The sequence below is a fragment of the Rhodanobacter sp. G2-10 genome (assembly GCF_055809185.1).
This window is the reverse complement of record NZ_CM147900.1, coordinates 1,355,425-1,380,015: the sequence shown is the minus strand read 5'-3', so window position 1 is coordinate 1,380,015 and position 24,591 is coordinate 1,355,425. Positions and strand designations below refer to the sequence as shown.

Here is a 24,591-nt window from a genome sequence, read left to right as displayed (position 1 = left end):
GAATCGACAGGCCGGGCGGATGCTGGGGTCTGTTGCTCGAGTGGGGAATATGGCCGGATGCGCACTGCAACCGACGACTTGCCGCTCCCGCAGAGGGTGGCCGCTGGAAATGCAATCGCCGCCTCGCGGCGGCGATCGTTCAGCGCTCAGATCACGACTCAGTCCACCGGCGTAACCGACACCCGCACCCGCAGGCGTTCGCCGGGATCGTAGTCCAGTCGCGACATGTAGACCTCGCCGCGGTAGCGGTATTCGACGTCGTAGCCGATGATCCGCCGCTGCTCGGTGACCCGGTTGACCTCGCGGCATTGCGTCTGGGTGGTTTCGTAGTCGCGACCACGACTGGCCCGATTGCCGATCGCACCGCCGGCCACGGCGCCGGCGACGGTAGCCGCCTTGCGTCCGTCACCCTTGCCCACGGTGTTGCCCAGCACCCCGCCAATCACCGCGCCGAGGACCGTGCCTGCCGTGTTGTTGCCGCCTTCATGCCGCACCACCCGCTGGTCATAGCACTCTTGCTGCGGCACATTGGTACGGGTAACGCCCTGCACCGGATCGGCGCGCAACACATCGGCCCAGCCATAGTGGGCACTGCCGTCGTTATTGGGATAGGAGGCGTTCTGCGCGTGTGCGCCCACCGCCATCATGGCCAGCGCCAGTGCAGAAACCCATAACTTGACCATGACCAGCTCCTGTACCCATTGCCATTCAACGCGCCGCGCGCGTACTGGCAGCATTCCAGCAAATTCACACTGAATACACGCTTAGGCATGCCCCGGCCGTTCAGGTATGGCGTGACCTGCACGCTGGCCTGTTCAGGCCAGCCTGGCCGCGCAAGCCGGACATGGAGCGGATTGCGGTGCAAGGAACGACGGCCCCGTGCCGGCCCGGCAAGGCGATCGCCGCCACGGCTTGTTAAGATGCGCCGCCGGCCTTGCCGGGCCTGCCAGCACCCTTCGCGGATTTCATCGATGCCGATTTCGCTCTACAACAGCCTGACCCGCCGTACCGAACGATTCGTACCGCTCGACCCCGAGCGCGTGACGATGTATCTGTGCGGCCCCACCGTGTACAACTTCGTGCATATCGGCAACGCGCGCGGCCCGGTGGTGTTCGACGTGCTGGCGCGATTGCTGCGCCGGCACTACCCGCAGGTGGTCTACGCGCGCAACATCACCGACGTGGAAGACAAGATCAACGCCGCCGCGCTCAGCGAAGGCGTGCCGATCTCGATCATCACCGAGCGCTACGCGAAGGCGTACCACCAGGACATGGACGGGCTGGGCATCGCACCACCGGATATCGAACCCTACGCCACCGCGCATATCGGCGAGATCATTGCGATGAATGAAGCGCTGATCGCCGACGGCCACGCGTATGCGGCCGAGGGGCATGTGCTGTTCGACGTGGCGTCGTACCCGGAGTACGGCGCGCTTTCCGGGCGCGACACCGAGGAGTTGATCGCCGGCGCACGCGTCGAGGTCGCGCCCTACAAGAAGAATCCCGCCGACTTCGTGTTGTGGAAGCCCTCCCCGCCCGAACTGGCTGGCTGGGACAGCCCGTGGGGCCGCGGTCGTCCGGGTTGGCATATCGAGTGCTCGGCGATGTGCGCCGCGCAACTGGGCGAGACGATCGACATCCACGCCGGCGGCGTCGACCTGCTGTTTCCGCATCACGAGAACGAGATCGCCCAATCCACCTGCGCCCATGGCGGCAAGCCGTTCGCACGCTGGTGGATGCACAACGGCATGCTCACCTTCGACGGTCGCAAGATGTCCAAGTCGCTGGGCAACGTGCTGCTGGTGCACGAGCTGCTGAAGATGCACCCGGCCGAAGCATTGCGCCTGCGCCTGCTCAGCGGCCACTACCGGCAACCGCTGGACTGGTCCGAAGCCACCATCCAGCAGGCGATCAGTACGCTGGATGGCTGGTACCGCGTGCTGCGCGACCTGGCCGCGATCGAGATCCCCGCGAACGAATTGCCGGTACCGGACCGCGTCGAGGCCGCCCTGTGCGACGACCTCAACACGCCCCAGGCGCTGGCCGAGCTCGCCGTGCTTGCCGATGCGGCGCGCCAGTCGGGCACGCCCGCAGCCAAGGCCGCGCTGCTCGGCGGCGGCGCCCTGCTCGGCCTGCTGCAGCAGGACCCGGAGGCGTGGTTCAAACGTGGCGGCGAGCAGGCCGTCGATGCCGTCCGGATCGAGGCCTTGCTGGAGGAACGACGCAGCGCACGCGCCGCGCGCGATTTCAAGCGTGCCGACGCGATCCGCGACGAGTTGGCCGGCATGAACATCGCGATCGAGGACGGTGCGCAAGGCACACGCTGGAGCGTAGTGAAGCAGTGAGCCATCGATCCGGGGTTTCACCAGCGGGCCTGCCCTGCGCGATAATGCCCGGATGAACGACATGGCCAACCCCAGCGCCGAGCACGCCCAGCAGGAAATTGCCGAGGAGTTTTCGCTCTTCGGCGACTGGTCCGAGCGTTACCAATACCTCATCGACCTCGGCAAACAACTTCCGCCGTTTCCCGAAGCATGCAAGACCGATTCCTATCGTGTGCATGGGTGCCAGTCGATGGTGTGGCTGGTGCCCAGTGGCGACGCCGAGAAAATGCACTTCGAGGCAACCAGCGACTCGGCCATCGTCTCCGGCCTGCTCGCACTGCTGCTGCGGGTGTACTCCGATCGTCCCGCCAGCGAGATCGTTGCCACCGAACCCAGGTTCATCAGCGCCATCGGCCTGGCCAAGCACCTGTCCCCCACCCGCTCCAATGGCCTGGCGGCGACCCTGGCCAAACTGAAAGGCTATGCCGCAGCGCTAGCCTGAGCTGCAGCCTGCCCTGCAACACCCGGGAAACCAAACGCAAAACCCCGCGCGAAGGCGGGGTTTTGCGGATTCAGCCTCGATGCTCCGAAGCGTCAGTCGCCCATCTGCTTCTGCAGATGCTCACGGCGCTCCTGCGCATCCAGCGAGAGCGTGGCGATCGGCCGCGCATCGAGCCGGTCGACGCCAATTTCCTCGTCGGTCTCTTCGCAGAAGCCGTAGCTCCCTTCCTCGATGCGGCGCAGGGCCTTGTCGATCTTGGAGATCAGCTTGCGGTAGCGATCACGGGTACGCAGCTCAAGCGAATTTTCCGTCTCGCGGGTGGCCCGCTCGGCCTCATCGCCGACGTCCCGCACTTCCTCGCGCAGGTTGTCCATGGTCTGGCGCGATTCTTCCACCAACTGGTCACGCCAGGTGCGCAGCTTGTTGCGGAAGTAGGCCAGGTGCCGCGGACTCATGTACTCCTCGTCACTGGAGGGGCGGTAGTCCTTGGGCAAATCGATGGTGCTGGTGGAGGGTAATGCGTAGCGCCCGTCTTCACGGGTGACGCCATTATCAAGTTGTTTTGTTGCCAGTTTATTCATTGGGGACGACGAATTCTTCGATTTCTTGTGGGAGGAAGCAGAACGCCCGGCTGGGGGGGCCGCCTTGGGCGTCACCATGGCTGTAGCGCTCGCCACTTTGCCCTTGAAGAGCCTGCTCGTGGACGACGCAGATGACTTGCTCGCCGCTGCCACCGGCTCCGGCCGGGCAGCGTGCTTCGCCGGAGCCTTGCGCGGTGACGCGACCGGCGTGGCTGGTTTCTTGCCGGCGGCCTTGCCGGAAGGCTTGGCTACCGATTTGTTCGCTGCGCCGGTTTTTGGTGCAGGCTTCTTGGCGACGGCCTTGCCCGGAGCAGGCTTCTTCGCAACAACCTTCGCGACGGGAGCCTTCTTGGCTGGTGCTTTCTTGACCGGGGCCTTCTTGACTGGCGCCTTCTTGACTGGCGCCTTCTTGACCGGCGCCTTCTTGACCGGCACCTTCTTGACTGGCGCCTTCTTGACTGGAGCCTTTTTGGCCGGCGCCTTCTTGGCCGCAGCCTTTTTCGCCGGCACCGCCTTCTTCGCGGAAGTCTTGCTGGCCGCCGGCTTTGGTGCAGCCTTCTTCACGGCAGCCCGCGCCACCGGCTTGGTGGATGACTTGGCGGATGACTTGCTGGCGCTCTTCACGATTCGCTCCTTGCCTGTGGCGGCCTTCGCCTTGCCAGCAGCGGCCTTGGTCGACGTCTTGCCTTTGTGCGCCTTGGTGGCGGTCGAGCTCGCTTTGGTTTTCGCCATATCCCTTCACCTTGGTTGGCCGTGGCGGCCGGGTGTTATAGCCGATGTGCCCCACACCGGCAAGCCTGTTTCTGGAATACTTGTACCACTACACGCTGCACGCCGTTCCGGCAATGTGAACATCCTGACCCGATTGATACTGTGGTTGCTTCGTTTGTACAAGCGTTGGCTGAGCCCTCTGCTTGGCGCGCGCTGCCGCTTCCACCCCACCTGCTCCGATTATGCACGGATTGCGGTAACGCGTTTCGGGCCAGGACGCGGCAGCCTGCTGGCCGCCTGGCGACTGCTGCGCTGCCAGCCACTGTGCGACGGTGGCGAAGACCCGGTGCCCGAACACTTTCGTTTCCGGCGCTGCCGCGATCACCAGGAATCCCACGATTCCCACTGATCGTGGTCGCGAGCGGAACGAGTCCCGCTGTATCCGCAAATTCTGTACCCGCCCGCACACTGCGGCAACAGACCACAGGCGCGCTAGCCCACCGAACCGTAACCGCCCTCCACGCCCTTGCTGGCGTAGGCCACCGCGTCATGCGGGTGGAGGCTCTCCTGATGCTCGACGCGCACGTGGAAGTCGCCCAGACGATCGTCGACATCAAGCGCTTTCTGGATGCGTCGTGCCGCATCCTCACAAAACATCAGGTTGCCGCCGTTGGCCAAGGCGAAGGCCTGCTCATCCTCGCGCTTGACCGCGGTCTGCACTGGCGTGCCCAAGGCCTGCTCGACCCGATCGATCAGCCCGATCAGATGGAAGCCGACGCCAGCCACGGGACGCACGCGCAGACGCGCCACGCTGCGCTGCGCATGGGCGGTGGCAACAATGCCCTTCTCACTGCCCAGCCAGGCCAGCACGGCCGCATGCTGCAGCGGCTGACCGGGCTCGAAATCGTGCGTGAACTGGTCCTGGATCAGCTGCCGGGACAGCGCCGCCGATGCCGGACAGGTCGAGGAATAAACCACCTCGGTACCGAACTCCAGCAAGAACTCGTCGCCGACCAGGCTGGCCTCGACGCACACCGGATACGCGCGCCAGCCACTGTTGGCGCTCTTCAGCGCCGGGCGGCGCACCAGGTGTTCGAAATGAATGCTGAGACAGGCGCGATCGGACAGATCCGCGTGCGAATCAAGAAAGCCGCGCAGCAGCGCCTTCAGCGTGTCGGCGCCGAGGACCTGCGTGCTCAGTGCCTGTTCCACCTGCAGGTACAGGCGCGACATGTGGATACCGCGCTTGTCCGGCCGCTTCAGGTTGACGAAGGCACCGACCCTGGCACTGGCACGCTGTGCCTGTCCGTCGCCCGCATCGAACAGCACCGGAACCTGGATGTCGGCCATGCCGACCCAATCCAGCGCGCCCGCAAGATGGGGCTGTGCATGGACGGCGACGTCGGGCAGCAGGCGGGCGGTGTTTTCCTGATTCGGCATGGTGGGGGTCCTGACCTCGGCGAAGCATCTCGCCGCAAAGCTGACAATCTTGGGGCATACGGCCCCGGGCACAATAGTGGCATGGTGGAAACGCTGTGTATCGGGCCAACTCAACGGCACTGACGCTGCCAGGCTCGAGCGGCCTGCCAGGCCTGCAGCGCGGTGGACAAACGGGTTCGCGGCTGACCCGCCTGCAGCGTGGCCAGCGCGTCGGCGGAGCGCGCGGCACGGCGCGCCAGCTTGCTGGCGTGAGACGACTCCAGCGCACGAAACACGCTGAGCGGACCCGGCAGGGCAGTCGAGCCACGCCAACTGGCCAGCAAATCCCCGAGCTGCGCCTTGACTGCCTGTTGTCGCTGCGCACTGGTTTTGCGCAGCTGCGTGCGATCCAGGCCGTGTCGCGCCAGCCGCGCCATCGGCAATGCCAACCGATCGCAGTCCGCGTCGGAATCCAATCGCAGTAGCACATGGAGCAAGTGATTCAGCACCGCGACCTGAGCGGCGCGCGTGGGCGAAGCATCGGCGCCGTACCACCAGGACGTCTCCAGCGCCGCCAGCGCTCCATGCAACGGCATCGCGGCCTGGATCTGGCCGGAATAGTCGGCGGCCGTGCCCTGCTCCAGCTGCTCCATCGCCGCGCGCACGGGCGCCAGCCACAGTTCGCTGGTGATGGCATGGGCGCGCTCATCATCAAACAGCACCTGGGTCAGCGGATGACGACCGCCACTGGCCGCAGCGCCCGCCAGCTCTTCGGCCCACCACCCAAGCTTGGCGGCGGCCACCTGTGGCTCGCGTATGCCGTAGGCGGCGCCGAGCAGTTCCTGTTCCAGCGCAGCCAGCGCGACATGGCCGGGATAGCGCCGGCCATCGACAAAGGCAAGCGCGACGCGTTGCTGCGGTTGTACCGCCAACCACTTGTCGATGAATCCCTGCAGCACTGCACTCTGTTCGACCAGCTCGATCATGCGACGCTCGACTCCAGCTGCAACAGCGCGGCCAGCTCGGCGGGATGATCCACCACGGCGTCGGCACCCCAGGCATGTGGGTCGCCGCCGTCCAGATAGCCCCAGGTCACCGCCACCGTGAACAGGCCCGCTGCCGCGCCGGCCTGAATGTCGCGACGATCGTCGCCGACAAACAGGCATGCCGCCGGTGCAACCCCGGCGCGGGCGCAAGCCAGCAGGACCGGCGCCGGATCGGGCTTCTTCACCGCCAAGGTGTCGCCGGAAACCACCGCACTGGCGCGCTCCGCCCAACCGATGCGGCCGACCAGTTCGTCGGTGAGAAAGGCGGCCTTGTTGGTGACGATGCCCCAGCGCAAACCGCGACTCTCCAGCCGCGCGAGCAGATCATCCACGCCGTCGAACGCGCTGGTCTGCCGGGCCATGACCTGCTGGTACAGCTCCAGGTAACGGGGCACCAATGCTTCCACCGCCGCTTCGCCACGTGCCGCGAAAGCACACCGGAGCACGGCGCGGGCACCACGCGACACCACCTGGCGCACCGGTGCGTACGGTGGCGGCTCGATACCTTCCTCGACGCATTGCGCCTGCAGCGCGGCGTACAAATCCGGCGCACTGTCCAGCAGGGTTCCGTCGAGATCGAACAGCACGCCGGCGACCGTCTGCGGCAAGCGCTTGCTCATGCCGGCTTTTGCGCGCTGAGCACGTAGTTGACGGCGGTGATCGGGGTAAGCCACGCCTTGCGACTGAGCGGGTTGTAGGCCATGCCCTGGACGTCCTCCAGCTCCAGTCCCGCATGGCGCAGCAGCCGCGCCAGCTCGGAAGGCTTGAGGAACTGCGCGTAGTGGTGCGTGCCGCGGGGCAGCATCTTCATCACGTACTCGGCCCCGATGATCGCCGCGCCGAACGCCGCCGGGGTGCGATTGATGGTGGACAGGAACAGGCGGCCACCGGGCTTCAGCATCGCTGCCAGGTCGTTGATCAGCGCGGCGGGATCAGGCACGTGTTCGATCAGTTCCATGCAGCAAACGGCGTCGAAACTGGCCGGCTCGGAGGCGGCAAGGTCGGCCGAGGATTGCACCCGGTAATCGACGTCCAGGTTCGACTCGTGCAGGTGCAGCTTGGCGACCCCGATCACCTTCTCGCCAAGATCGATCGCGGTAACCTGCGCACCGGCACGCGCCAGCGTCTCGCTCAGCAGCCCGCCGCCGCAACCGACATCGGCGACGCGCGAGCCACGCAGATCCGTGCGGGCCGCGATGTAGTCCGCGCGTACCGGGTTGAGGTCGTGCAGCGGGCGTGATTCGCCATCGGGATCCCACCAGCGTGCTGCCAGGGTATCGAAGCGGGCGATCTCCTCCGGGCTCACGTTGGGAACGGGCTGCGCTGCTTGCATGGTGGAATCCTCGTATTGCGCCACACTGGTGGCTCGCCGGGCAGTTTACTTGGCCCGCCATTCGTACACGGTGAGCTGCCAGCCGCCACTGAGGTGGGCCGGGTCGTTGTGCGCGACGGTGGTCGCCTCCGCCAGGTCGGCGGCGTGCAGCAGATAGGCACCGCCGGACTGGTCGCCGAATGGGCCGGCCAACTCCAGCCGGCCCTGCTCGCGCAGGCCATCCAGATAGTGCAAATGACGGGGCACCACGGCCGGATCGAACGCGGGGCGACGCATCGCCAGGATCAAATAACGATTCATGGCCAGGCTTCTTCAGATGGCGGCGATGCGTTCGCGCCAGGCGCGCGTGCGCTGCAGGATCGCCGTGGTGTCCATGTCGGGCAACTGGCGCGCGGCGAGCTTGCGGCGTCCCGCAATCCAGACATCGGTCACCTGCTGGCGGTTGCAGGCATAGACGAGCTGCGAAGCGACGTGGAACAGCGGCTGCGTCTCCAGGTCACTGAGCCGCACCGCGGCCAGATCGGCCTGCTTGCCGACCTCGATCGAGCCGATCTTCGCCTCCAGACCCATCGCCTTCGCGCCGTTGAGCGTGGCCGCGCGCAGAGCGAAAGCCGCATCGAAGGCCGCGGCATCCCTGGCCACCGCCTTGGCCAGCTGCGCGGCCGTGCGCATCTCGCCGAACATGTCCAGGTCATTGTTGGAAGCGCAGCCATCCGTGCCGATCGCCAGGTTGACCCCGGCTCGCCGGAACTGCTCGGCCGGGCAGAAGCCGGAGGCCAGCTTGAGGTTGGACTCCGGGCAATGCACCACCGAGACGCCAGCGCTGGCACAGGCGGCGATCTCGCCCTCCGTGGCCTGGGTCATGTGCACGGCAATCAGGCGATCGTTGACCAGACCCAGCTTCTGCAGGCGCTGGAACGGGCGCAGCCCGCTCTTCTTCTTCTCGTCCTCGATCTCCTGGACGGTCTCGTGCGTGTGCAGGTGCACCGGGATGTCGAGTTGATCGGACTGCACACGGATGCGCTCGAAGCTTTCGTCCGACACGGTATAGGGCGCATGCGGCGCGAACGCGGTGCTGACCAGCGGATCACCGATGAAGCTGTCGTGCACCTCGGCCGCACGCTCGAAATATTCGTCCTGACTCTTCGCCCAGGCGGTGGGAAATTCGATCACCGGCAACCCGACCACGGCGCGGAAACCCAGCTTGCGATAGGTGGCACCGATCACGTCCGGGAAGAAGTAGTTCTCGTTCGCACAGGTAGTCCCGCCGCGCAGCATCTCCGCCACGGCCAACTCCACGCCGTCGCGCACGAATTCCGGCCCGATCACCTTCGCTTCCGCCGGCCAGATGTGTTCCTGCAACCACACCATCAGCGGCAGGTCGTCGGCCAGGCCGCGGAGCAGCGTCATCGGATTGTGCGTGTGGCTGTTGACCAGGCCGGGAATCAGGGCATGCTCGCCCAGCTCGACGCGCTCACGCGGCGCATAGGCGGCACGCGCGTCGGCGATCGGCAGGACCGCCACGATCACGTCCCCATCCACCACCACCGCGTGCTGCTCCAGCACCACGGCATCGGGTTCGACCGGCACCACCCAGCGCGCTTCGATGACCAGATCAACGGGCTGCGGGGCGGAATGGCTCATGCTTCACCTTTCATTGCGGGGATGGATATGACCAGGGGCGGCACCTTGCGGTCGCCGCCCCTTTCGAGCTCTGGTCCCGGCGGAACCGGAGAGAGCGGGCGAAGGCGCGCACGGATCGCGCGCCAGTGGGTCACTTCACTCGGCTGTCGTACTCGCCGGTGCGGGTGTCAACCTTGATGATTTCGTCCTGATTGACGAACAGCGGCACGCGCACCACGGCGCCGGTCTCCAGCGTGGCGGGCTTGCCGCCACCGCCCGAGGTGTCGCCACGGACGCCCGGATCGGTCTCGACGATCTTCAGTTCGACGAACTTCGGCGGCTGCACGGCAACGATGGCGCCGTTGAACAACGTCACCACGCATTCCTCCTCACCCTTCAGCCACTTCCAGGCATCGCCCATCGCGGCGAGGGAGGCGGGCACCATCTCGAAGGTCTCCATGTTCATGAAGTTCCAGACGCGGTCCTTGCCGATGCCGTCGATGAAGGACAGCTGCATGTCGGTATCGGTCGCGTCGGCTTCCTCGAACGAGTCGCTGGACTTCAGCGTCTGCTCGGTGGTGCGGCCATCCTTCAGGTTGCGGATGCGGATGCGGGTGAAGGCCTGGCCTTTGCCCGGCTTGATGAAATCCGCCTCGGTGATGATCCAGGGATCGCCGTTGTGAAGGATCTTCTTGCCCGTTTTGACGTCATTGAGGCCAAGGGTCGCCATGCGCTGTCTGCTCCAAAGGTAAAACCGCCTTGCAGGGCGGCTAAAATGGGTATCTTTTACGGGCCAAACGGCCCGCCCAAGGCCCGCCATGATAACCGCAAGCCCCAGCGCACGCCTATCTTCGCCTGCAACCGACTGGCGCGAACTGTGGCGCAACGCCATCACCGACCCCGTCGAACTGCTCCGGATGGTGGGTCTGGGCGAGCGCAGCGACCTGCTGCCAGCGGACGACGCCGGCTTTGCGCTACGAGTCCCACGCGGCTTCGTGGCCCGGATGCGCCACGGGGACGCGCGCGACCCCCTGCTGCTGCAGGTGCTGCCGCAGCGCGCCGAACACGACCAGGTCGAGGGCTACAGCATTGACGCGGTGGGCGACATGGCATCGAAGGCGGGGCATGGCCTGCTGCACAAGTACGATGGGCGTGCCTTGTTGATTGCCAGCGGCAGTTGCGCGATCAACTGTCGCTATTGCTTCCGCCGCCACTTCCCCTACAACGAGGAGATCGCTGCGGCGTCCCGGTGGCGCGAGGCTCTGGCCCAAGTGCGCGCCGACCCGTCGATTCGCGAGCTGATCCTGTCCGGCGGCGACCCGCTGGCACTGGCAACGCACAAGCTGGAGGAACTCACCCAGGGCCTGGCCGACTTGCCGCAGGTGATCCGGCTGCGCATCCACACACGCCTGCCGGTGGTCCTGCCCGAGCGGATCGATGACCACTTCATCGCCTGGCTGGAGGCGCTGCCGCTGCAGAAGGTGGTCGTCCTGCACGCCAACCACGCCAACGAGTTCGACGCCGGGGTGGACCAGGCCTGTGCCAGACTGCGCGGTGCCGGCGCCAGCCTGCTGAACCAGTCGGTGCTGCTGCGTGACGTCAATGACGACGCCGCGACGCTGGCCGCGCTGTCCGAGCGGATGTTCGCCGCCGGCGTGCTGCCGTATTACCTGCACCAACTGGACCGGGTGCAAGGTGCCGCCCATTTCGAAGTCAGCGACGACCTGGCCCTGGGCCTGCTGCAGCAATTGCGCACACGTTTGCCCGGATACCTCGTCCCCCGCCTGGTGCGCGAAGTGGCGGGCGATTCCGCCAAACGGCCGCTGTAACCTGTCATGCCGAACCGGCCAAAGTCTGCTGCAAACCCCGTTCCCGCTGGCGGCCGACCGCGGAATCCGTTACAAACACTCATTGACAGCGATCTGGCGGGCTATCAGGCAGCACCCTCATCGAACCACGGACCACGCCCCACTCCATGAAAAAAGACTTCGTCATAAAGATCCTGTTCGTCGAGAACTCGCTCGAAGAGGCCGAACAGATCATCAGCCTGTTGCGCAACAGCGGCATTGCCGTCAGGCCGGCGCGCGCCACCAACGTCGAGCAGCTGCAGGCAGCGGTGAACGAGCTGGAGCCGGACGTGGTGATGTTCGACCCGGCGGTGACTGACGTCACCCTGGATGAAACCATGGGCGTGCTGGAGGCCTACGGACGCGATTTCGCACTGGTCGGCCTGGTTGCCAACATGGACAACGAACTGGTGGCCAACCTTTTCGTGCACGGTGCTCGCGGGGTTGCCTCAAGGAGCCATCCGAAGCAGTTGATTGCGGTCCTCAAGCGCGAATTCGAATCGCTGCATACGCGCCGTCAGGTTCGCTGGCTGCACACCGCGCTGCGCGAAACCGAGCGACGCTGCGATGCCCTGCTCGACTCCTCCACCGACGCCATCGCCTATGTCCACGAAGGCATGCATGTCCGCGCCAACCAGGCCTATCTCGATACCTTCGGCTACGAAAGTTTCGATGATCTGCTTGGTTTGCCCCTGCTCGACATGATCGACGCGGCGAACGCCGACGAAATGAAGGCCCTGCTGCGCGGACAGGCTCACCAGGGCAAGTTCCCGGCCCAGCTCACCTTGCGCGCACGACGCGCCGATGACAGCCGCTTCGACGCCACCGTGGAGTTCGCGCCGGCCACATTCGAGGGCGAGCGCTGCCTGCAGATCGTGTTCCGTCGACAGATGGTCGACCCGGCCATACTGGAGCAGTTGCAGCGCGATGCCGTCACCGGTCTCTACAACCGCCAGCACATGCTGGTCTGCATCGACGACGCCGTGACCGCGGCCGCCAAGGGCAAGAAGGGGCAATCGCTGCTGTTGATCGAGCCGGACAACTGGACCTCGCTGGTCAACGGCATTGGCCTGGGCAAGGCCGACGAGCTCCTGGCGGGCTTCGCCGACCGCATCCGCATGCTGCTTGGCGCCGACGACATCGCCGGCATGCTCGCCGAGCACACGCTGGGCGTGGTGCTCGACTCGCGTTCGGACGAGGCGATCCGGGACTGGATTGCCAAACTGCAACACAGCGTCAGCAGCGAGATCTTCGACGCCGGCACGCGCTCGATCACGGTCACCGCGAGCGTCGGCGGCAGCCTGTTGGGCGAAAAGAACGCCAACAGCGAGCTGCTGCTCAACCAGGCGAACCACGCCCTGCGCACTGCCCAGAACCTGGGCGGCAGCCAGGTCGAAATTCACGACCCGGCTGCCCGCGAGAAAGCCGACGAGGAGCGTGAACACTATTGGCTCGATCTGCTGCAACAGGCGCTGGCAAACAATGGCCTGGTGCTGTATCACCAGCAGACGATCAGCCTGCAGGATGTCGATGGCGAGTTCTCGGAAATCCTGCTGCGCATGAATGGACCGCAAGGCGAGGTCTTGCCCGGGTTCTTCATGCCGATCGCCGAGAAGCACAACCTCACCGGCGCCATCGACCGCTGGGTGCTCGCCGAAACCATCCGCGTGCTGCAGGCACGCGAATCGCAGGCTCTGCCCACCACGTTTTTCGTCAAGCTCACTGCCGCCTCGTTGCAGGACGAGACGCTGCTGCCGTGGCTGGAAGAGCGCCTCGGTGCCGCCAAGCTCAAGCACAGCCACCTGGTGCTGGAGATGACCGAGAGCAAGGTGATGACCTTGTTGCGGCCGGCGCAGGAGTTCGTCAACGGCTGGAAGAAGCTGGGCGGCAGCTTTGCATTGGAGCAGTTCGGTTCGGGCCTGAACTCGTTCCAGCTGCTCAATCACATCGACGCGGACTACCTGAAGATCGACCGCAGCCACATGGCCGATTTGCCGCAGCACCCTGACAGCCAGAAAAAGATCACCGAAATCTGCCAGCAGGCGCACAGCCTCAAGCGCATGACCATTGCCGAATGGGTCGAGGACGCCACCAGCACGTCGCTGCTGTTCTCCTGCGGCGTGGATTTCGTGCAGGGCAACTTCCTGCAGGTGCCGCAGCGGTTGGAGTAACAGCAAAGCCGGGGCGTCTCTCATGTTTTCGTACGGCGGGCTCCGCCCGCCGCCTTTGGCCGCGCCCCGAAAGGCAACGGCGGGCAGAGCCCGCCCTACGGCATGCCCGCCGAGTGGATCGGGAACCCCACCAGCACGTCGCTGCTGTTCTCCTGCGGCGTGGATTTCGCGCAGGGCAACTTCCTGCAGGTGCCGCAGCGGTTGGAGTAACAGCAAAGCCGGGGCGTCTCTCATGTTTTCGTACGGCGGGCTCCGCCCGCCGCCTTTGGCCGCGCCCCGAAAGGCAACGGCGGGCAGAGCCCGCCCTACGGCATGCCCGCCGAGTGGATCGGGAACCCCACCAGCACGTCGCTGCTGTTCTCCTGCGGCGTGGATTTCGCGCAGGGCAACTCCCTGCAGGTGCCGCAGCGGCTGGAGTAACAGCAAAGCCGGGGCGTCTCTCATGTTTTCGTACGGCGGGCTCCGCCCGCCGCCTTGGGTCGCGCCTCGACAGGCAACGGCGGGCAGAGCCCGCCCTACGGCTTGCCACAAGCAAGAACCCCCGCGGATCGCTCCGCAGGGGTTCTTGTGCAGCCCATTGCTGGCGCGAGTGGTTTACTCGGCAGCGGCGGCGGCAGCAGCCTTGGCATTGGCCTTGGCGGCGGCAGCGGCGGCGATGTCTTCCTTGATGCGGGCAGCCTTGCCTTCCAGGCCACGCAGGTAGTACAGCTTGGCGCCGCGCACCTTGCCCCGGCGCTTCACCGTCACCGAGTCGATCTGCTGGCTGTGCGCCTGGAACACGCGCTCCACGCCGGTGCCGTGCGAAATCTTGCGCACGGTGAAGGCCGAATGCAGACCGCGGCTGCGCTTGGCGATGACGATGCCCTCGAACGCCTGCACGCGCTCGCGGTTACCTTCCTTCACCTTGACGTTCACGACCACGGTGTCGCCGGGACCGAAGTCCGGCAGCTGGCGGGTGATCTGCTCGGATTCGAACTGTTCAATGATCTTGTTCATGGCGCACCTGTCGGTTCACTTAAAGCGATATCAAAACTGCGGTCGTCATTCGGCCGCATCCTCGTGCCGTGCCTGATGCTGCGAAGCATGCTCACGGCGGAATTCTTCCAGCAACGCACGGGATTCAGCATCCAGTGCACGCTGTGACAACAAGTCCGGCCGTCGCAACCAGGTTCGTCCCAGTGCTTGCTTGAGGCGCCAGCGGGCGATTGCCGCATGGTCACCGGACAGCAACACCTCCGGCACATCACCCAGCGCATCACGCACCGGTTTCGCATAATGCGGACAATCGAGCAGCCCATCCGAAAATGAATCCTGCTCGGCCGACGCCGCGTCATTCAACGCGCCATCCTGCAAACGTCCCACCGCGTCGATGATCACCGCCGCGGCGAGTTCACCGCCGGACAGCACATAATCGCCGATGGAAAGCTCCTCGTCGACCTCGTGCGCCAGCAGACGCTCGTCCACTCCCTCGTAACGTCCGCAAAGCAGGCCGATGCGCGGCAGTTTCGCCAGCGCCTCCACCCTGCCCTGCGTCAGCCGCGCTCCCTGCGGACTGAGATAAATCAGGTGCACCGGTTCCGGTGCTGCCTCGCGCATGGCCGCCAGGGTCGTGCGCAAGGGCTCGATCATCATCACCATGCCCGGACCGCCGCCATACGAGCTGCTGTCCACGCTGCGATGCCTGTCGGTGGCGTAGTCGCGCGGGTTCCAGGCTTCCACCTGCAACAACTCGCGTTGCTGCGCGCGTCCCACCACACCAACCGCGGCACACTGGCGCACGAAGTCGGGAAACAGGCTGACGACGTCGATGCGCATGATCCGCGTTCCTCAAGTCCCGCTGCCCGGCGACGTCAGAATTCAGGATCCCAGTCCACCACGATGCGCCCTGCAGACAAATCCACCGAACGCACATACGAACCCTGGACGAAAGGGATCAGCCGCTCGCGCGCGCCATCCCTCACCACCACGACATCGTTGGCACCGGTGGCGAACAGGTGACTGACCCGCCCCAGCTTCACGTCCTGCGTGGTGACCACCTCGAGTCCTTCGAGATCGACCCAGTAATACTCATCCTTCGCGGGGGCGGGCAACTGCTCACGGGCGACGTAGATGTCGGTACCGATCAGCCTGGCTGCCTGTTCCCGGTCGTCCACCCCGGGCAATTGGGCCACCATGCCCTTGCCCTGTGCGCGACCCTTCACTCCCGTGATCTCCCTTTCACCATCTGGCGCTTCACCGAGCAGCCACGGCTGGTAATCGAAGATCCGCATGCGCGGCTCGGCCCAGGATTCGATCTTGAGCCAACCCTGCACACCATACAGCCCGACGATGCGCCCGATCAGGACGCGCCGACCGGCTGTCGTCATGCTCAGGCTGCCGGCTGCTGCTGCAGCTTGCCGGCTTCCTTGACCAGGGCGGCGACCTTGTCGCTCATCTGCGCACCCTTGCCAACCCACTCCTGCACGCGAGCAACGTTCAGCTCGAGACGCTTGTCCTTGCCCGACGCAACCGGGTTGTAATAGCCGACGCTCTCGATGTTGCGGCCGTCGCGCTTGCTGCGCTGATCGGTCACAACGACGTGGTAGAACGGACGGCCCTTTGCGCCACCGCGCGAAAGACGAATCTTGACCATGGTAGAACTCCGAAAATGCCGAATCAGCGGCAGGCGCACGAGAGTCGTGCGCGGTAAACGGGGCATTTTAGCGGGTTTTCGGGAAAATGGAAGGGCTGGAGAGCAGGAGCGCGCGAAGAAGAGTGCGGAGTGAGAGAGGCCGTTTTCGCATTCTCTCTCTTCTCACTCCTCTCCCCTCACTTCTCGCTCTTTCACCGCATCGGCGGCAACCCGCCCATCCCGCCCATGCCCTTCATCGCACCGCGCATCTGGCGCATCAGGCCCTTGCTGCCGCCCTTGCCCAGTTTGGACATCATCTTTTCCATCTGCATGTACTGCTTCAGCACGCGGTTGACGTCGGCCGGCTGGGTGCCGGAGCCGCGGGCCACGCGGGCGCGGCGCGAACCGTTGAGCAGGTTCGGATGGCGGCGCTCTTTCTTGGTCATCGAGTTGATGATCGCGATCATCTTGCTCATTTCACCATCATTGACCTTGGATTTGACGCTGTCAGGCAGGCTGGACACGCCCGGCAACTTGTCCATCAGGCCAGCCAGGCCACCCATGTTGCCCATCTGTTCCAGCTGGTCCTTCATGTCGTTCAGGTCGAAGCGCTTGCCCTTCATCACCTTCTGGGCCAGCTTCTGCGCCTTGTCCTGATCGACCTTGCGCTCGACCTCCTCCACCAGCGACAGCACGTCGCCCATGCCGAGGATGCGCTGCGCGAGGCGATCGGGATGGAACGGCTCCAGCGCGTCGCTCTTCTCGCCCGCGCCGAGGAACTTGATCGGCTTGCCGGTCACGTAACGTACTGACAAGGCGGCGCCGCCACGGGCGTCACCATCGGTCTTGGTCAGCACCACGCCAGTCAGCGGCAGCGCCTCATCGAACGCCTTGGCCGTGTTGGCGGCATCCTGACCGGTCATGGAATCGACCACGAACAGGGTCTCGATTGGCGTGATCGCGGCGTGCAGAGCCTTGATCTCGGCCATCATCGCCTCATCCACGTGCAAGCGGCCGGCGGTGTCGACCAGCAGCACGTCGACGACTTCCCGTTTCGCCGCTGCGACCGCATCCTTCGCGATCCGCACGGGATCCTGGCCGGCCTCGGACGGGAAGAACTTCACGCCGACCTGTTCGGCCAGCGTGCGCAACTGCTCGATCGCGGCCGGACGATAGACGTCGCAGCTGACCACCATCACCTTCTTTTTCTTGCGCTCGGTCAGCAGCCGCGCCAGCTTGGCGACCGTGGTGGTCTTGCCGGCGCCCTGCAGGCCAGCCATCAGCACCACCGCAGGCGGCTGCTGGGCCAGGTTGAGCTCGGTGTTGGCCACGCCCATCACCATGGTCAGCTCATCGCTGACCACCTTCACCAGCGCCTGGCCGGGTGACAGGCTCTTGGCGACTTCCTGACCGACCGCCCGCACCTTGATCCGCTGGATCAAAGCCTGCACCACCGGCAGGGCGACGTCGGCCTCGAGCAGCGCGATGCGCACCTCGCGCAATGCTTCGCGGATGTTTTCATCGGTCAAGCGGCCACGACCGCGCAGGCGATTGACCGTGGTGGAAAGGCGTTGGCTGAGCGATTCAAACATGGGTTGGCACGCAGTTTTCTGGAGCCTGCAAGTATAGCGGACGCCTCTGGCGAGCAGAAAATCGTTCCGATCTGCAGGTACGGGCCAGCGGGATCGACATCGGCATGGACAGATCGTTGGCGATATCCGCCGCGTCGCAGTCAGGCAAGCCCGCCCAGCAGGATAGCGGCACCGATCCATACGCACCACTTCGCAGCATCCGCGCTGGGGAACCGTGAGCCGCCACTCCTCCTCCAACATTCACCTGTCCGCGGCGCTGTGCCACACTTCCGGGTCATGTCGCTGACCATTCCTTCCATTCTGGCGATCGTGCTCTACGTTGCGGCCGCCACCTTGCTGGCCGCACCGCTGGCCGGTTGCCCACGTACGCCGCGACGACTCGGCCTGGCTACCGCAACCGTGGCGGTGCTGCTGCAGGCCGCTGTCCTGCTGGGTGCGCACGGCGGGAGACTGGACCTGCACTTTTTTGCGGCACTGTCTCTGGTCGCCTGCGTGGTCGCCGCGCTGACCCTGCTGGTGAACCTGTCGCGGCCCGTCGCCGGGCTCGGCGTGTTCGTGTTTCCGCTGGCGGCACTGTTGCTGGGTCTGGATGTGTTCCTGGCACCGCCGACGACGCCCAAGCCGATCGACTGGCAGATCCAGTTGCACGTGGCCATCGCGTTGCTCGCCTACAGCCTGCTTTCGATTGCCGCGGTGCTGGCGCTCCTGCTGGCCGTGCAGGAACGCGCCTTGCGCTCACGTCGGCCGGGATTGCTGGTGCGCGCGCTGCCGCCGCTGACCCAGACCGAAGCCCTGCTGTTCCGCCTGATCGGCGCCGGCTTCGCGCTGCTCACCCTGACCCTGCTGAGCGGCCTGTTGTTCATCGACAACATCCGCGCCCAACATCTGGTGCATACCACCGTGCTCAGCGTGGTGGCATGGCTGATATTCGGTGCGCTGCTGTGGGGCCGCTGGCGACACGGCTGGCGCGGGCGCAGCGCGGTCAACCTCACCCTGTTGGGGATGGCCGTGCTGGGACTGGCCTTCTTCGGCTCCAAGTTCGTGCTGGAAGTGATCCTGCAGCGCCCGATGGGTTGAGCACGGCTCAATGACAGGCGTCGATCGCCTCGCCCAGGCGCTCCACCCCGACTACCTCCATCTCGCCAACCTTGCCCTTCTTGGGTGCGTTTGCCTTAGGCACGATGGCGCGGCGGAAACCATGATGGGCCGCCTCCTTGAGCCGTTCCTCGCCATTGGGTACCGGACGGATCTCGCCGGACAGGCCAACTTCGCCGAAGGTAACCATGTGTTCGGGCAGCGGCCGGTCACGCAGGCTGGACAGCACCGCCAGCAGGACCGGCAGATCGGCGGCGGTTTCCTGCACGCGGATGCCGCCGACCACGTTGACGAACACGTCCTGGTCGTAAGCCGCCACGCCGCCGTGCCGATGCAGTACGGCCAGCAGCATCGCCAGCCGGTTCTGCTCCAGGCCCAGGGTGACCCGGCGCGGGTTGCCCAGCGAGGATTGATCGACCAGCGCCTGCACCTCGACCAGCAGCGGGCGGGTGCCCTCGCGGGTCACCATCACCGCACTACCCGAGGTCGGCCCGGTGTGGTTGGACAGGAAGATCGCCGAGGGATTGGGCACCTCGCGCAAACCCTTGTCCGACATGGCGAACACGCCGAGCTCGTTGACCGCGCCGAAGCGGTTCTTGAACGCGCGCAGCACGCGGAAGCGACTGCCGGACTCGCCTTCGAAATAGAGTACGGCGTCGACCATGTGCTCGAGCACCCGCGGGCCGGCGATACCGCCCTCCTTGGTGACATGGCCGACCAGGAACACGGCGGTGCCGGTCTCCTTGGCGAAGCGGGTCAGTTTGGCCGCCGACTCGCGCACCTGCGACACCGAACCGGGTGCCGCGCTCAGCAACTCGGTCCAGATCGTCTGTATCGAGTCGATCACCAGTACCTTCGGGCGCGCCGCCATGGCCTGTTCGAGGATGCGCTCGATGCAAGTCTCCGCCAGCGCCTGCAACGGCTCCAGCGCAAGCCCGAGGCGCTGCCCGCGCGCAGCGACCTGCGCCAGCGATTCCTCGCCGGTGACATAGACACTGGGCAGATGCAGGCCCAGGGTGCCAAGCACCTGCAGCAGCAGGGTCGACTTGCCGATGCCCGGATCGCCACCGATCAGCACCACCGAACCCTGCACCAGCCCCCCACCCAAGACGCGGTCTAGCTCGCCGATGCCGGTCAGCGTGCGCGCCTCGGTGGTCAGCATGACTTCCGTCAGCGGCGTGATCTTCGGCGCGCCGGCGGCGGCGCCGGCGTAGCTGGAACGCTGCGCACCCACCGACGCCTTGCCCGAGGTGGCTGGCTCCAGCACGATGGCGCTGAGCGTGTTCCACGCCCCGCATTCGATGCACTGGCCTTGCCACTTGTTGTGCTCTGCGCCGCAGTCGGTGCAGACGTAGGCAGTCTTGGCTTTGGCCATGGAGCGATCCGGATCAATGAAAGGGATGGAAGATCGAGCTTAGCCTGCAGCGGTCGCAAACCGCGAGACGCAAGATCGCGCTCAGCTGTCATCTTCCACGAACAGCACGCGACGGGTCATGCCGCAGGTGAGGTCGTAGGAGATCGTGCCGGCCTGCGCCGCCACGACTTCCACCGGCAATCCGGGCCCCCACAGCGTCACCCGGTCTCCGATGGCCGCGTCGGGGGCATGACGCAGGTCAAGCGTGACCAGATCCATCGATACGCGTCCGATCAAGGGTACACGCCGCTCACCGACCAGCACCGGCGTGCCGGCGATGGCACTGCGTGGGTACCCATCGCCGTAGCCCACGGCCGCGACACCGACTGGCATGTCCTCGGGACAGGTCCAGGTGCCGTTGTAGCCGATGCGCTCGCCCTTGCCGATCCGGTTGATGGCGATCAATCGCGTGCTCAAGGTCATCGCCGGACGGAAGCCGAAATCGGCGCCGCTCTTGCCGTCCACCACGGAAAGGCCGTAGAGCAGACCGCCCGTGCGCACCCAGTCACCACGCGCATCCGGCCAGCCGAGTACGGCAGCGGAGTTGGACAGCGACCGCGGCCCGCTGAACTGCCTGGTGACCTCGGTAAAACGCGCGATCTGCGCCGGTGTCTGCGTGCCGTCGAAAACTTCGGAATCGGAGAAGTGGGTGAGCAGGCCGATCTCGGGATCGATACCCGCCATCGCCGCAAGTTGCGCATGCACGGCAGCGACACGTTCGGGGGCAAACCCGAGCCGATGCATGCCGCTGTCGATCTTCAGCCAGACGCGCAGGCGCCCACGCGCCGGCGAAGCCTCGGCCAGCCACTGCAGTTGCGATTCGTGATGGATCGTGGCGTCGAGCTGCAGGCGCTGCATCTCGGCGATGTCGCCGGCATTGTCGGGCCCGGACAACACCACGATGCGCTGCCGATGCCCCGCCGCGCGCAAGCGCAAGCCATCGCCGAGCGCCGCAACCGCGAATGCGTCAGCCTCGCTGCCGAGCGCGCGCGCCACCCGCTCCAGTCCATGCCCGTAGGCATCGGCCTTGACCACCGCCATCACCATCGCCGGCGCCGCCAGCGCTTTCAGCCGCGCCAGGTTGTGGCGCAGCGCGGCGAGGTGGATGGTGGCGACGGTGGTGCGGCTCATGACTGCAGGGAATCGGGAATGGGGAATCGGAATGGGTCAAGGGCAGAAGCACCTCGAGCGTGCGAGCCCGAACGATTCTCCATTCCCCATTCCCGATTCCCTGCCCTCAATCAAACCCTCCCACGAACGAATCCGGCGCGTAGTTCACGAACTTGGTGTAGTGGCCGATGAAGGTGAGCTTGCAGGTGTCGGTGGGGCCGTTGCGCTGCTTGCCGATGATGATTTCGGCAATGCCCTTGTCGGGCGATTCCTTGTTGTAGTACTCGTCGCGGTAGATGAACATGATCACGTCGGCGTCCTGCTCGATGGCGCCGGATTCGCGCAGGTCGGACATCATCGGGCGCTTGTCGGCGCGCTGTTCCAGCGAGCGGTTCAACTGCGACAGGGCAATCACGGGCACGTTCAACTCCTTGGCCAGGCCCTTGAGTGAACGCGAGATTTCTGAAATTTCGGTGGCGCGATTCTCCTTGTTGCCGGGCACCTGCATCAGCTGCAGGTAATCGATCACGATCAGACCGATCCCGCCATGCTCGCGATGCAGGCGCCGCGCGCGCGAGCGCATTTCCACCGGCGACAGGCTGGGCGTGTCGTCGATGAAGATCTTGGCTTCCGACAGCAGCGCGATCGCGTTGGAGACACGCGGCCAGTCCTCCTCTTCCAGCGTGCCGTTGCGCAGATGCTGCTGATGGATGCGTCCGACCGACGAAATCAGGCGAAATGCCAGCTGCGAGGAGGACATCTCCATCGAGAACACCACCACGGCCTTCTTGCTGCCCAGCGCGGCGGCCTCGGCGATGTTCAACGCGAATGCCGTCTTGCCCATCGAGGGACGCGCCGCCACGATGACCAGATCCGACGGCTGCAGGCCGGAGGTGAGTTCATCCAGGTCGGTGAATCCGGTGCTGACGCCGGTGAGCTGGCCGCGGTTCTGGTAACGCTCGGTGAGCAGCTTGAAGGCATCCTTCACCGCCTCGCGCATCGAGACGGAATCCTTCTTGCCGCGCGCACCCGACTCCGCGATGTGGAACACGCGTTGCTCGGCGCTTTCCAGCACCTCATGCACGCTCTTGCCTTCGGGCCGATAGCCGTCCTCGGTGATCGACGTGCCGGCATCGATCAACTGGCGCAGCACCGACTTCTCGCGCACGATCTCGGCGTAGGCCGCAATGTTGGCGGCACTGGGCGTGCTGTTGGCCAGCTCGATCAGGTAACCGGCGCCGCCGACCATTTCGGCCAGGCCATTGCTCTCGAACCAGTCACCCAGGGTCACCGCATCGCACGGCATGCCCTTGTTGGCCAGTTCGTTGATCGCGCGCCAGATCAGGCGATGATCCTTGCGGTAGAAGTCGTCCTCGGCCAGCCGGTCGGCGACGTTGTCCAGGGCCGCCGGCGCCAGCATCAGCCCGCCCAGCACCGCCTGCTCCGCGTCGATGGAATGCGGCGGCACGCGCAGCGCCTCGATCGCCGACGAAGGGGGTTTGCGTTCGGGCACAAAGGACATCGACTTACCTCACACGGAATCGGGCAGCATGCCCACAGCCATCGGGCTGCTGCACTGACCCGTGATCATACGCGGGACCATCTCATCCTCCGAGACAACAAGTCTGTGGATAAGCTGTGGGTTGGTGGGGATAAGGTGGAAAACCCGTGTTCGGTTTTCAGTTTTCGGTGTTCGGGGCTTTCGCTCTCCCGACTCCCCACTCCCGGCCCCAAAAACAAACGGGCGCCCTGGGGCGCCCGGATGCTTTCCCGATATCGGGAGATTGCTTGCCTGCTCAGTTGTCGCTGACCACGATCACCTTGACGCTGGAGTGGACGTCGGCATGCAGGTGCAAGGCCACTTCGTACTCGCCGGTGTTGCGCAGCGGGCCTTCGCCCAGGATCACTTCGCCCTTGTGGACTTCGTGGCCCTTGGCAGTCAAAGCCTCGGCGATGTCGCGCGGACCGACCGAGCCGAACAACTTGCCTTCGGCACTGGCGTGGGCGGCGATCTCCACCGATACGTCGGCGAGCTTGGCCTTGCGGGCCTCGGCGTCCGCCAACACGGTGTTGGCCTTGGCTTCGTATTCGGCGCGACGCTTCTCGAACGCTTCCAGATTGGCTGCGTTGGCGCGCACGGCCTTGCCCTGCGGCAAGAGGAAGTTGCGACCGTAACCTGGCTTCACGACGACCTTGTCGCCGAGGTTGCCCAGGTTGCGGACTTTCTGCAGAAGAATGAGTTCCATGATGATTCCTGTTCGTTAGCACCGGTGTGGCCCGGCGCAGCCAGAGGACGGTTGTCCGAAGGGCGGGGATTCGGGATTGGGGATTCGAGATTCGGAAGGGCGCGATGCGGCGCACTGCCGCTTCTACCCAATCCCGAATCTCAAATCCCGAATCCCGGACGTCAATCAGACGTCGTGGTTGTCGGTGTACGGCAGCAGCGACAGGAAGCGGGCGCGCTTGATCGCGGTGGCCAGCTGACGCTGGTAGCGCGCCTTGGTGCCGGTGATGCGGCTGGGGACGATCTTGCCGTTCTCGGTGACGTACTGACGCAGGGTGTTGAGATCCTTGTAGTCGATCTCCTTCACGTCTTCGGCAGTGAAGCGGCAGAACTTGCGGCGGCGGAAAAATTTGGACATGGTCTTGGGTTCCTATCAGTCGTCGCTGTCGCGATCGTTGTCGCTGTCGCTATCGCTGTCGTCACGGCTGCTACGGCCGCGGCCATCGCCATCGCTGTCGTCGTCACGGCGACGGGTGGATTTCGCGTCGTCCTTTTCCTTCGACTTCAGGATGAAGGACGGCTCGGTGTCAGCCTCGTCGCGGCGGATCACCATGTGGCGCAGCACGGCGTCGTTGAAGCGGAAGCCTGACTCGAGCTCGTTGAGCGCGTTCTGGCCCACTTCGATATTGAGCAGCACGTAGTGCGCCTTGGCCAGGTTCACGATCGGATAGGCCAGCTGACGACGGCCCCAGTCTTCCAGGCGATGGATCTTGCCGCCATCGGCCTCGATCAGCGACTTGTAACGCTCGAGCATGGCAGGAACCTGCTCGCTCTGGTCCGGATGGACCATGAACACAACTTCGTAATGACGCAGGGTCATTGTGGGTGGACTCCTTGTGGATGCGGCCTTGCGGCCTGGCAGCCTCCCGCTGGTGCGGTGAGGCAAGTGTCCTGCCGGCACCCTCTCAGGTACGGACAGAAGCGGAAT

At 65.3% G+C, this 24,591-nt stretch carries 26 protein-coding genes; 6 read left to right on the top strand and 20 right to left on the bottom strand.

From position 1 onward, the window contains the following. Window positions 1-158: 158 nt before the first annotated feature. Complete coding sequence (locus AC0L58_RS06275) at window positions 159-683, bottom strand: glycine zipper 2TM domain-containing protein (protein WP_473687740.1); 525 nt, start codon at window positions 681-683, stop codon at window positions 159-161. A 288-nt stretch (window positions 684-971) separates the two neighbouring features. Here AC0L58_RS06275 and cysS point away from each other — a divergent pair, with 288 nt between their 5' ends. After that, the gene (gene cysS / locus AC0L58_RS06270) at window positions 972-2,345 is read left to right on the top strand and encodes a cysteine--tRNA ligase (protein WP_473687738.1); all 1,374 of its coding nucleotides are present in this window, start codon (window positions 972-974) and stop codon (window positions 2,343-2,345) included. A 52-nt stretch (window positions 2,346-2,397) separates the two neighbouring features. Beyond that, window positions 2,398-2,826 carry a SufE family protein gene (locus AC0L58_RS06265; RefSeq protein WP_473687736.1) on the top strand — a complete coding sequence of 143 codons (429 nt, stop codon included), beginning with the start codon at window positions 2,398-2,400 and terminating at the stop codon, window positions 2,824-2,826. A 92-nt stretch (window positions 2,827-2,918) separates the two neighbouring features. Here AC0L58_RS06265 and dksA read toward each other — a convergent pair whose 3' ends face one another. Continuing rightward, a complete protein-coding gene (dksA, locus tag AC0L58_RS06260; RefSeq protein ID WP_473688612.1) occupies window positions 2,919-3,281 on the bottom strand; it encodes an RNA polymerase-binding protein DksA in 363 nt (120 codons plus the stop codon). Window positions 3,282-3,483: 202 nt separating this feature from the next. Here dksA and yidD point away from each other — a divergent pair, with 202 nt between their 5' ends. Beyond that, complete coding sequence (yidD, locus tag AC0L58_RS06255) at window positions 3,484-4,527, top strand: membrane protein insertion efficiency factor YidD (protein WP_473687734.1); 1,044 nt, start codon at window positions 3,484-3,486, stop codon at window positions 4,525-4,527. Window positions 4,528-4,610: 83 nt separating this feature from the next. On the opposite strand, the gene folE2 is transcribed toward yidD, so the two are convergent. From folE2 to efp, 7 genes are all read right to left on the bottom strand, one after another. Continuing rightward, the gene (gene folE2, locus AC0L58_RS06250; RefSeq protein ID WP_473687732.1) at window positions 4,611-5,558 is read right to left on the bottom strand and encodes a GTP cyclohydrolase FolE2; all 948 of its coding nucleotides are present in this window, start codon (window positions 5,556-5,558) and stop codon (window positions 4,611-4,613) included. Window positions 5,559-5,668: 110 nt separating this feature from the next. Further along, window positions 5,669-6,523, bottom strand: a complete 855-nt coding sequence (locus tag AC0L58_RS06245; RefSeq protein ID WP_473687730.1) for an isoprenoid biosynthesis enzyme family protein — start codon at window positions 6,521-6,523, stop codon at window positions 5,669-5,671. Further along, the gene (gph, locus tag AC0L58_RS06240; protein ID WP_473687728.1) at window positions 6,520-7,203 is read right to left on the bottom strand and encodes a phosphoglycolate phosphatase; all 684 of its coding nucleotides are present in this window, start codon (window positions 7,201-7,203) and stop codon (window positions 6,520-6,522) included. Before gph ends, AC0L58_RS06245 begins: the two co-directional genes overlap by 4 nt. Further along, window positions 7,200-7,916 (bottom strand): bifunctional 2-polyprenyl-6-hydroxyphenol methylase/3-demethylubiquinol 3-O-methyltransferase UbiG, encoded by a 717-nt coding sequence (gene ubiG, locus AC0L58_RS06235; RefSeq protein ID WP_473687726.1) that lies wholly within the window; start codon window positions 7,914-7,916, stop codon window positions 7,200-7,202. Before ubiG ends, gph begins: the two co-directional genes overlap by 4 nt. A gap of 45 nt (window positions 7,917-7,961) precedes the next feature. Continuing rightward, window positions 7,962-8,216, bottom strand: a complete 255-nt coding sequence (locus AC0L58_RS06230; RefSeq protein ID WP_473687724.1) for a YciI family protein — start codon at window positions 8,214-8,216, stop codon at window positions 7,962-7,964. Between the two features lie 12 nt (window positions 8,217-8,228). Further along, window positions 8,229-9,560, bottom strand: a complete 1,332-nt coding sequence (locus AC0L58_RS06225; protein WP_473687722.1) for a TRZ/ATZ family hydrolase — start codon at window positions 9,558-9,560, stop codon at window positions 8,229-8,231. A gap of 130 nt (window positions 9,561-9,690) precedes the next feature. Next, complete coding sequence (gene efp / locus AC0L58_RS06220) at window positions 9,691-10,269, bottom strand: elongation factor P (RefSeq protein ID WP_473688610.1); 579 nt, start codon at window positions 10,267-10,269, stop codon at window positions 9,691-9,693. Between the two features lie 88 nt (window positions 10,270-10,357). Here efp and epmB point away from each other — a divergent pair, with 88 nt between their 5' ends. Both epmB and AC0L58_RS06210 read left to right on the top strand, forming a co-directional pair. Beyond that, on the top strand, window positions 10,358-11,368 hold the full coding sequence (epmB, locus tag AC0L58_RS06215) for an EF-P beta-lysylation protein EpmB (RefSeq protein WP_473687720.1): 1,011 nt from the start codon (window positions 10,358-10,360) through the stop codon (window positions 11,366-11,368). Between the two features lie 146 nt (window positions 11,369-11,514). After that, window positions 11,515-13,557: an EAL domain-containing protein gene (locus AC0L58_RS06210; RefSeq protein ID WP_473687718.1), complete on the top strand. Its 2,043-nt coding sequence runs from the start codon at window positions 11,515-11,517 to the stop codon at window positions 13,555-13,557. A gap of 594 nt (window positions 13,558-14,151) precedes the next feature. Here AC0L58_RS06210 and rplS read toward each other — a convergent pair. The 5 genes from rplS to ffh form a co-directional block, all read right to left on the bottom strand. Beyond that, window positions 14,152-14,553 carry a 50S ribosomal protein L19 gene (gene rplS / locus AC0L58_RS06205; RefSeq protein ID WP_473687716.1) on the bottom strand — a complete coding sequence of 134 codons (402 nt, stop codon included), beginning with the start codon at window positions 14,551-14,553 and terminating at the stop codon, window positions 14,152-14,154. 45 nt (window positions 14,554-14,598) lie between these two features. Further along, on the bottom strand, window positions 14,599-15,372 hold the full coding sequence (gene trmD, locus AC0L58_RS06200) for a tRNA (guanosine(37)-N1)-methyltransferase TrmD (RefSeq protein WP_473687714.1): 774 nt from the start codon (window positions 15,370-15,372) through the stop codon (window positions 14,599-14,601). Window positions 15,373-15,407: 35 nt separating this feature from the next. Further along, window positions 15,408-15,923, bottom strand: coding sequence for a ribosome maturation factor RimM (rimM, locus tag AC0L58_RS06195; protein WP_473687712.1), 516 nt, complete (start codon window positions 15,921-15,923; stop codon window positions 15,408-15,410). Window positions 15,924-15,925: 2 nt separating this feature from the next. Next, complete coding sequence (rpsP, locus tag AC0L58_RS06190) at window positions 15,926-16,189, bottom strand: 30S ribosomal protein S16 (protein ID WP_473687710.1); 264 nt, start codon at window positions 16,187-16,189, stop codon at window positions 15,926-15,928. 191 nt (window positions 16,190-16,380) lie between these two features. Beyond that, a complete protein-coding gene (gene ffh / locus AC0L58_RS06185) occupies window positions 16,381-17,760 on the bottom strand; it encodes a signal recognition particle protein (RefSeq protein WP_473687709.1) in 1,380 nt (459 codons plus the stop codon). A 276-nt stretch (window positions 17,761-18,036) separates the two neighbouring features. Here ffh and AC0L58_RS06180 point away from each other — a divergent pair, with 276 nt between their 5' ends. Further along, on the top strand, window positions 18,037-18,837 hold the full coding sequence (locus AC0L58_RS06180; RefSeq protein ID WP_473687708.1) for a cytochrome C assembly family protein: 801 nt from the start codon (window positions 18,037-18,039) through the stop codon (window positions 18,835-18,837). Between the two features lie 7 nt (window positions 18,838-18,844). Here the strand turns inward: AC0L58_RS06180 and radA are convergent, their stop codons facing one another. From radA to rpsF, 6 genes are all read right to left on the bottom strand, one after another. Then, window positions 18,845-20,230 (bottom strand): DNA repair protein RadA, encoded by a 1,386-nt coding sequence (gene radA / locus AC0L58_RS06175; protein WP_473687706.1) that lies wholly within the window; start codon window positions 20,228-20,230, stop codon window positions 18,845-18,847. Between the two features lie 81 nt (window positions 20,231-20,311). Next, a complete protein-coding gene (alr, locus tag AC0L58_RS06170) occupies window positions 20,312-21,400 on the bottom strand; it encodes an alanine racemase (RefSeq protein ID WP_473687704.1) in 1,089 nt (362 codons plus the stop codon). A 106-nt stretch (window positions 21,401-21,506) separates the two neighbouring features. Beyond that, on the bottom strand, window positions 21,507-22,901 hold the full coding sequence (locus AC0L58_RS06165) for a replicative DNA helicase (protein WP_473687702.1): 1,395 nt from the start codon (window positions 22,899-22,901) through the stop codon (window positions 21,507-21,509). Between the two features lie 274 nt (window positions 22,902-23,175). Continuing rightward, a complete protein-coding gene (gene rplI / locus AC0L58_RS06160) occupies window positions 23,176-23,625 on the bottom strand; it encodes a 50S ribosomal protein L9 (protein ID WP_473687700.1) in 450 nt (149 codons plus the stop codon). Between the two features lie 165 nt (window positions 23,626-23,790). Continuing rightward, a complete protein-coding gene (gene rpsR / locus AC0L58_RS06155; RefSeq protein WP_007081973.1) occupies window positions 23,791-24,021 on the bottom strand; it encodes a 30S ribosomal protein S18 in 231 nt (76 codons plus the stop codon). 15 nt (window positions 24,022-24,036) lie between these two features. Further along, entirely contained in the window at window positions 24,037-24,483 is a 447-nt protein-coding gene (gene rpsF / locus AC0L58_RS06150; protein WP_473687697.1) for a 30S ribosomal protein S6, read from the bottom strand. Window positions 24,484-24,591 lie beyond the last annotated feature (108 nt).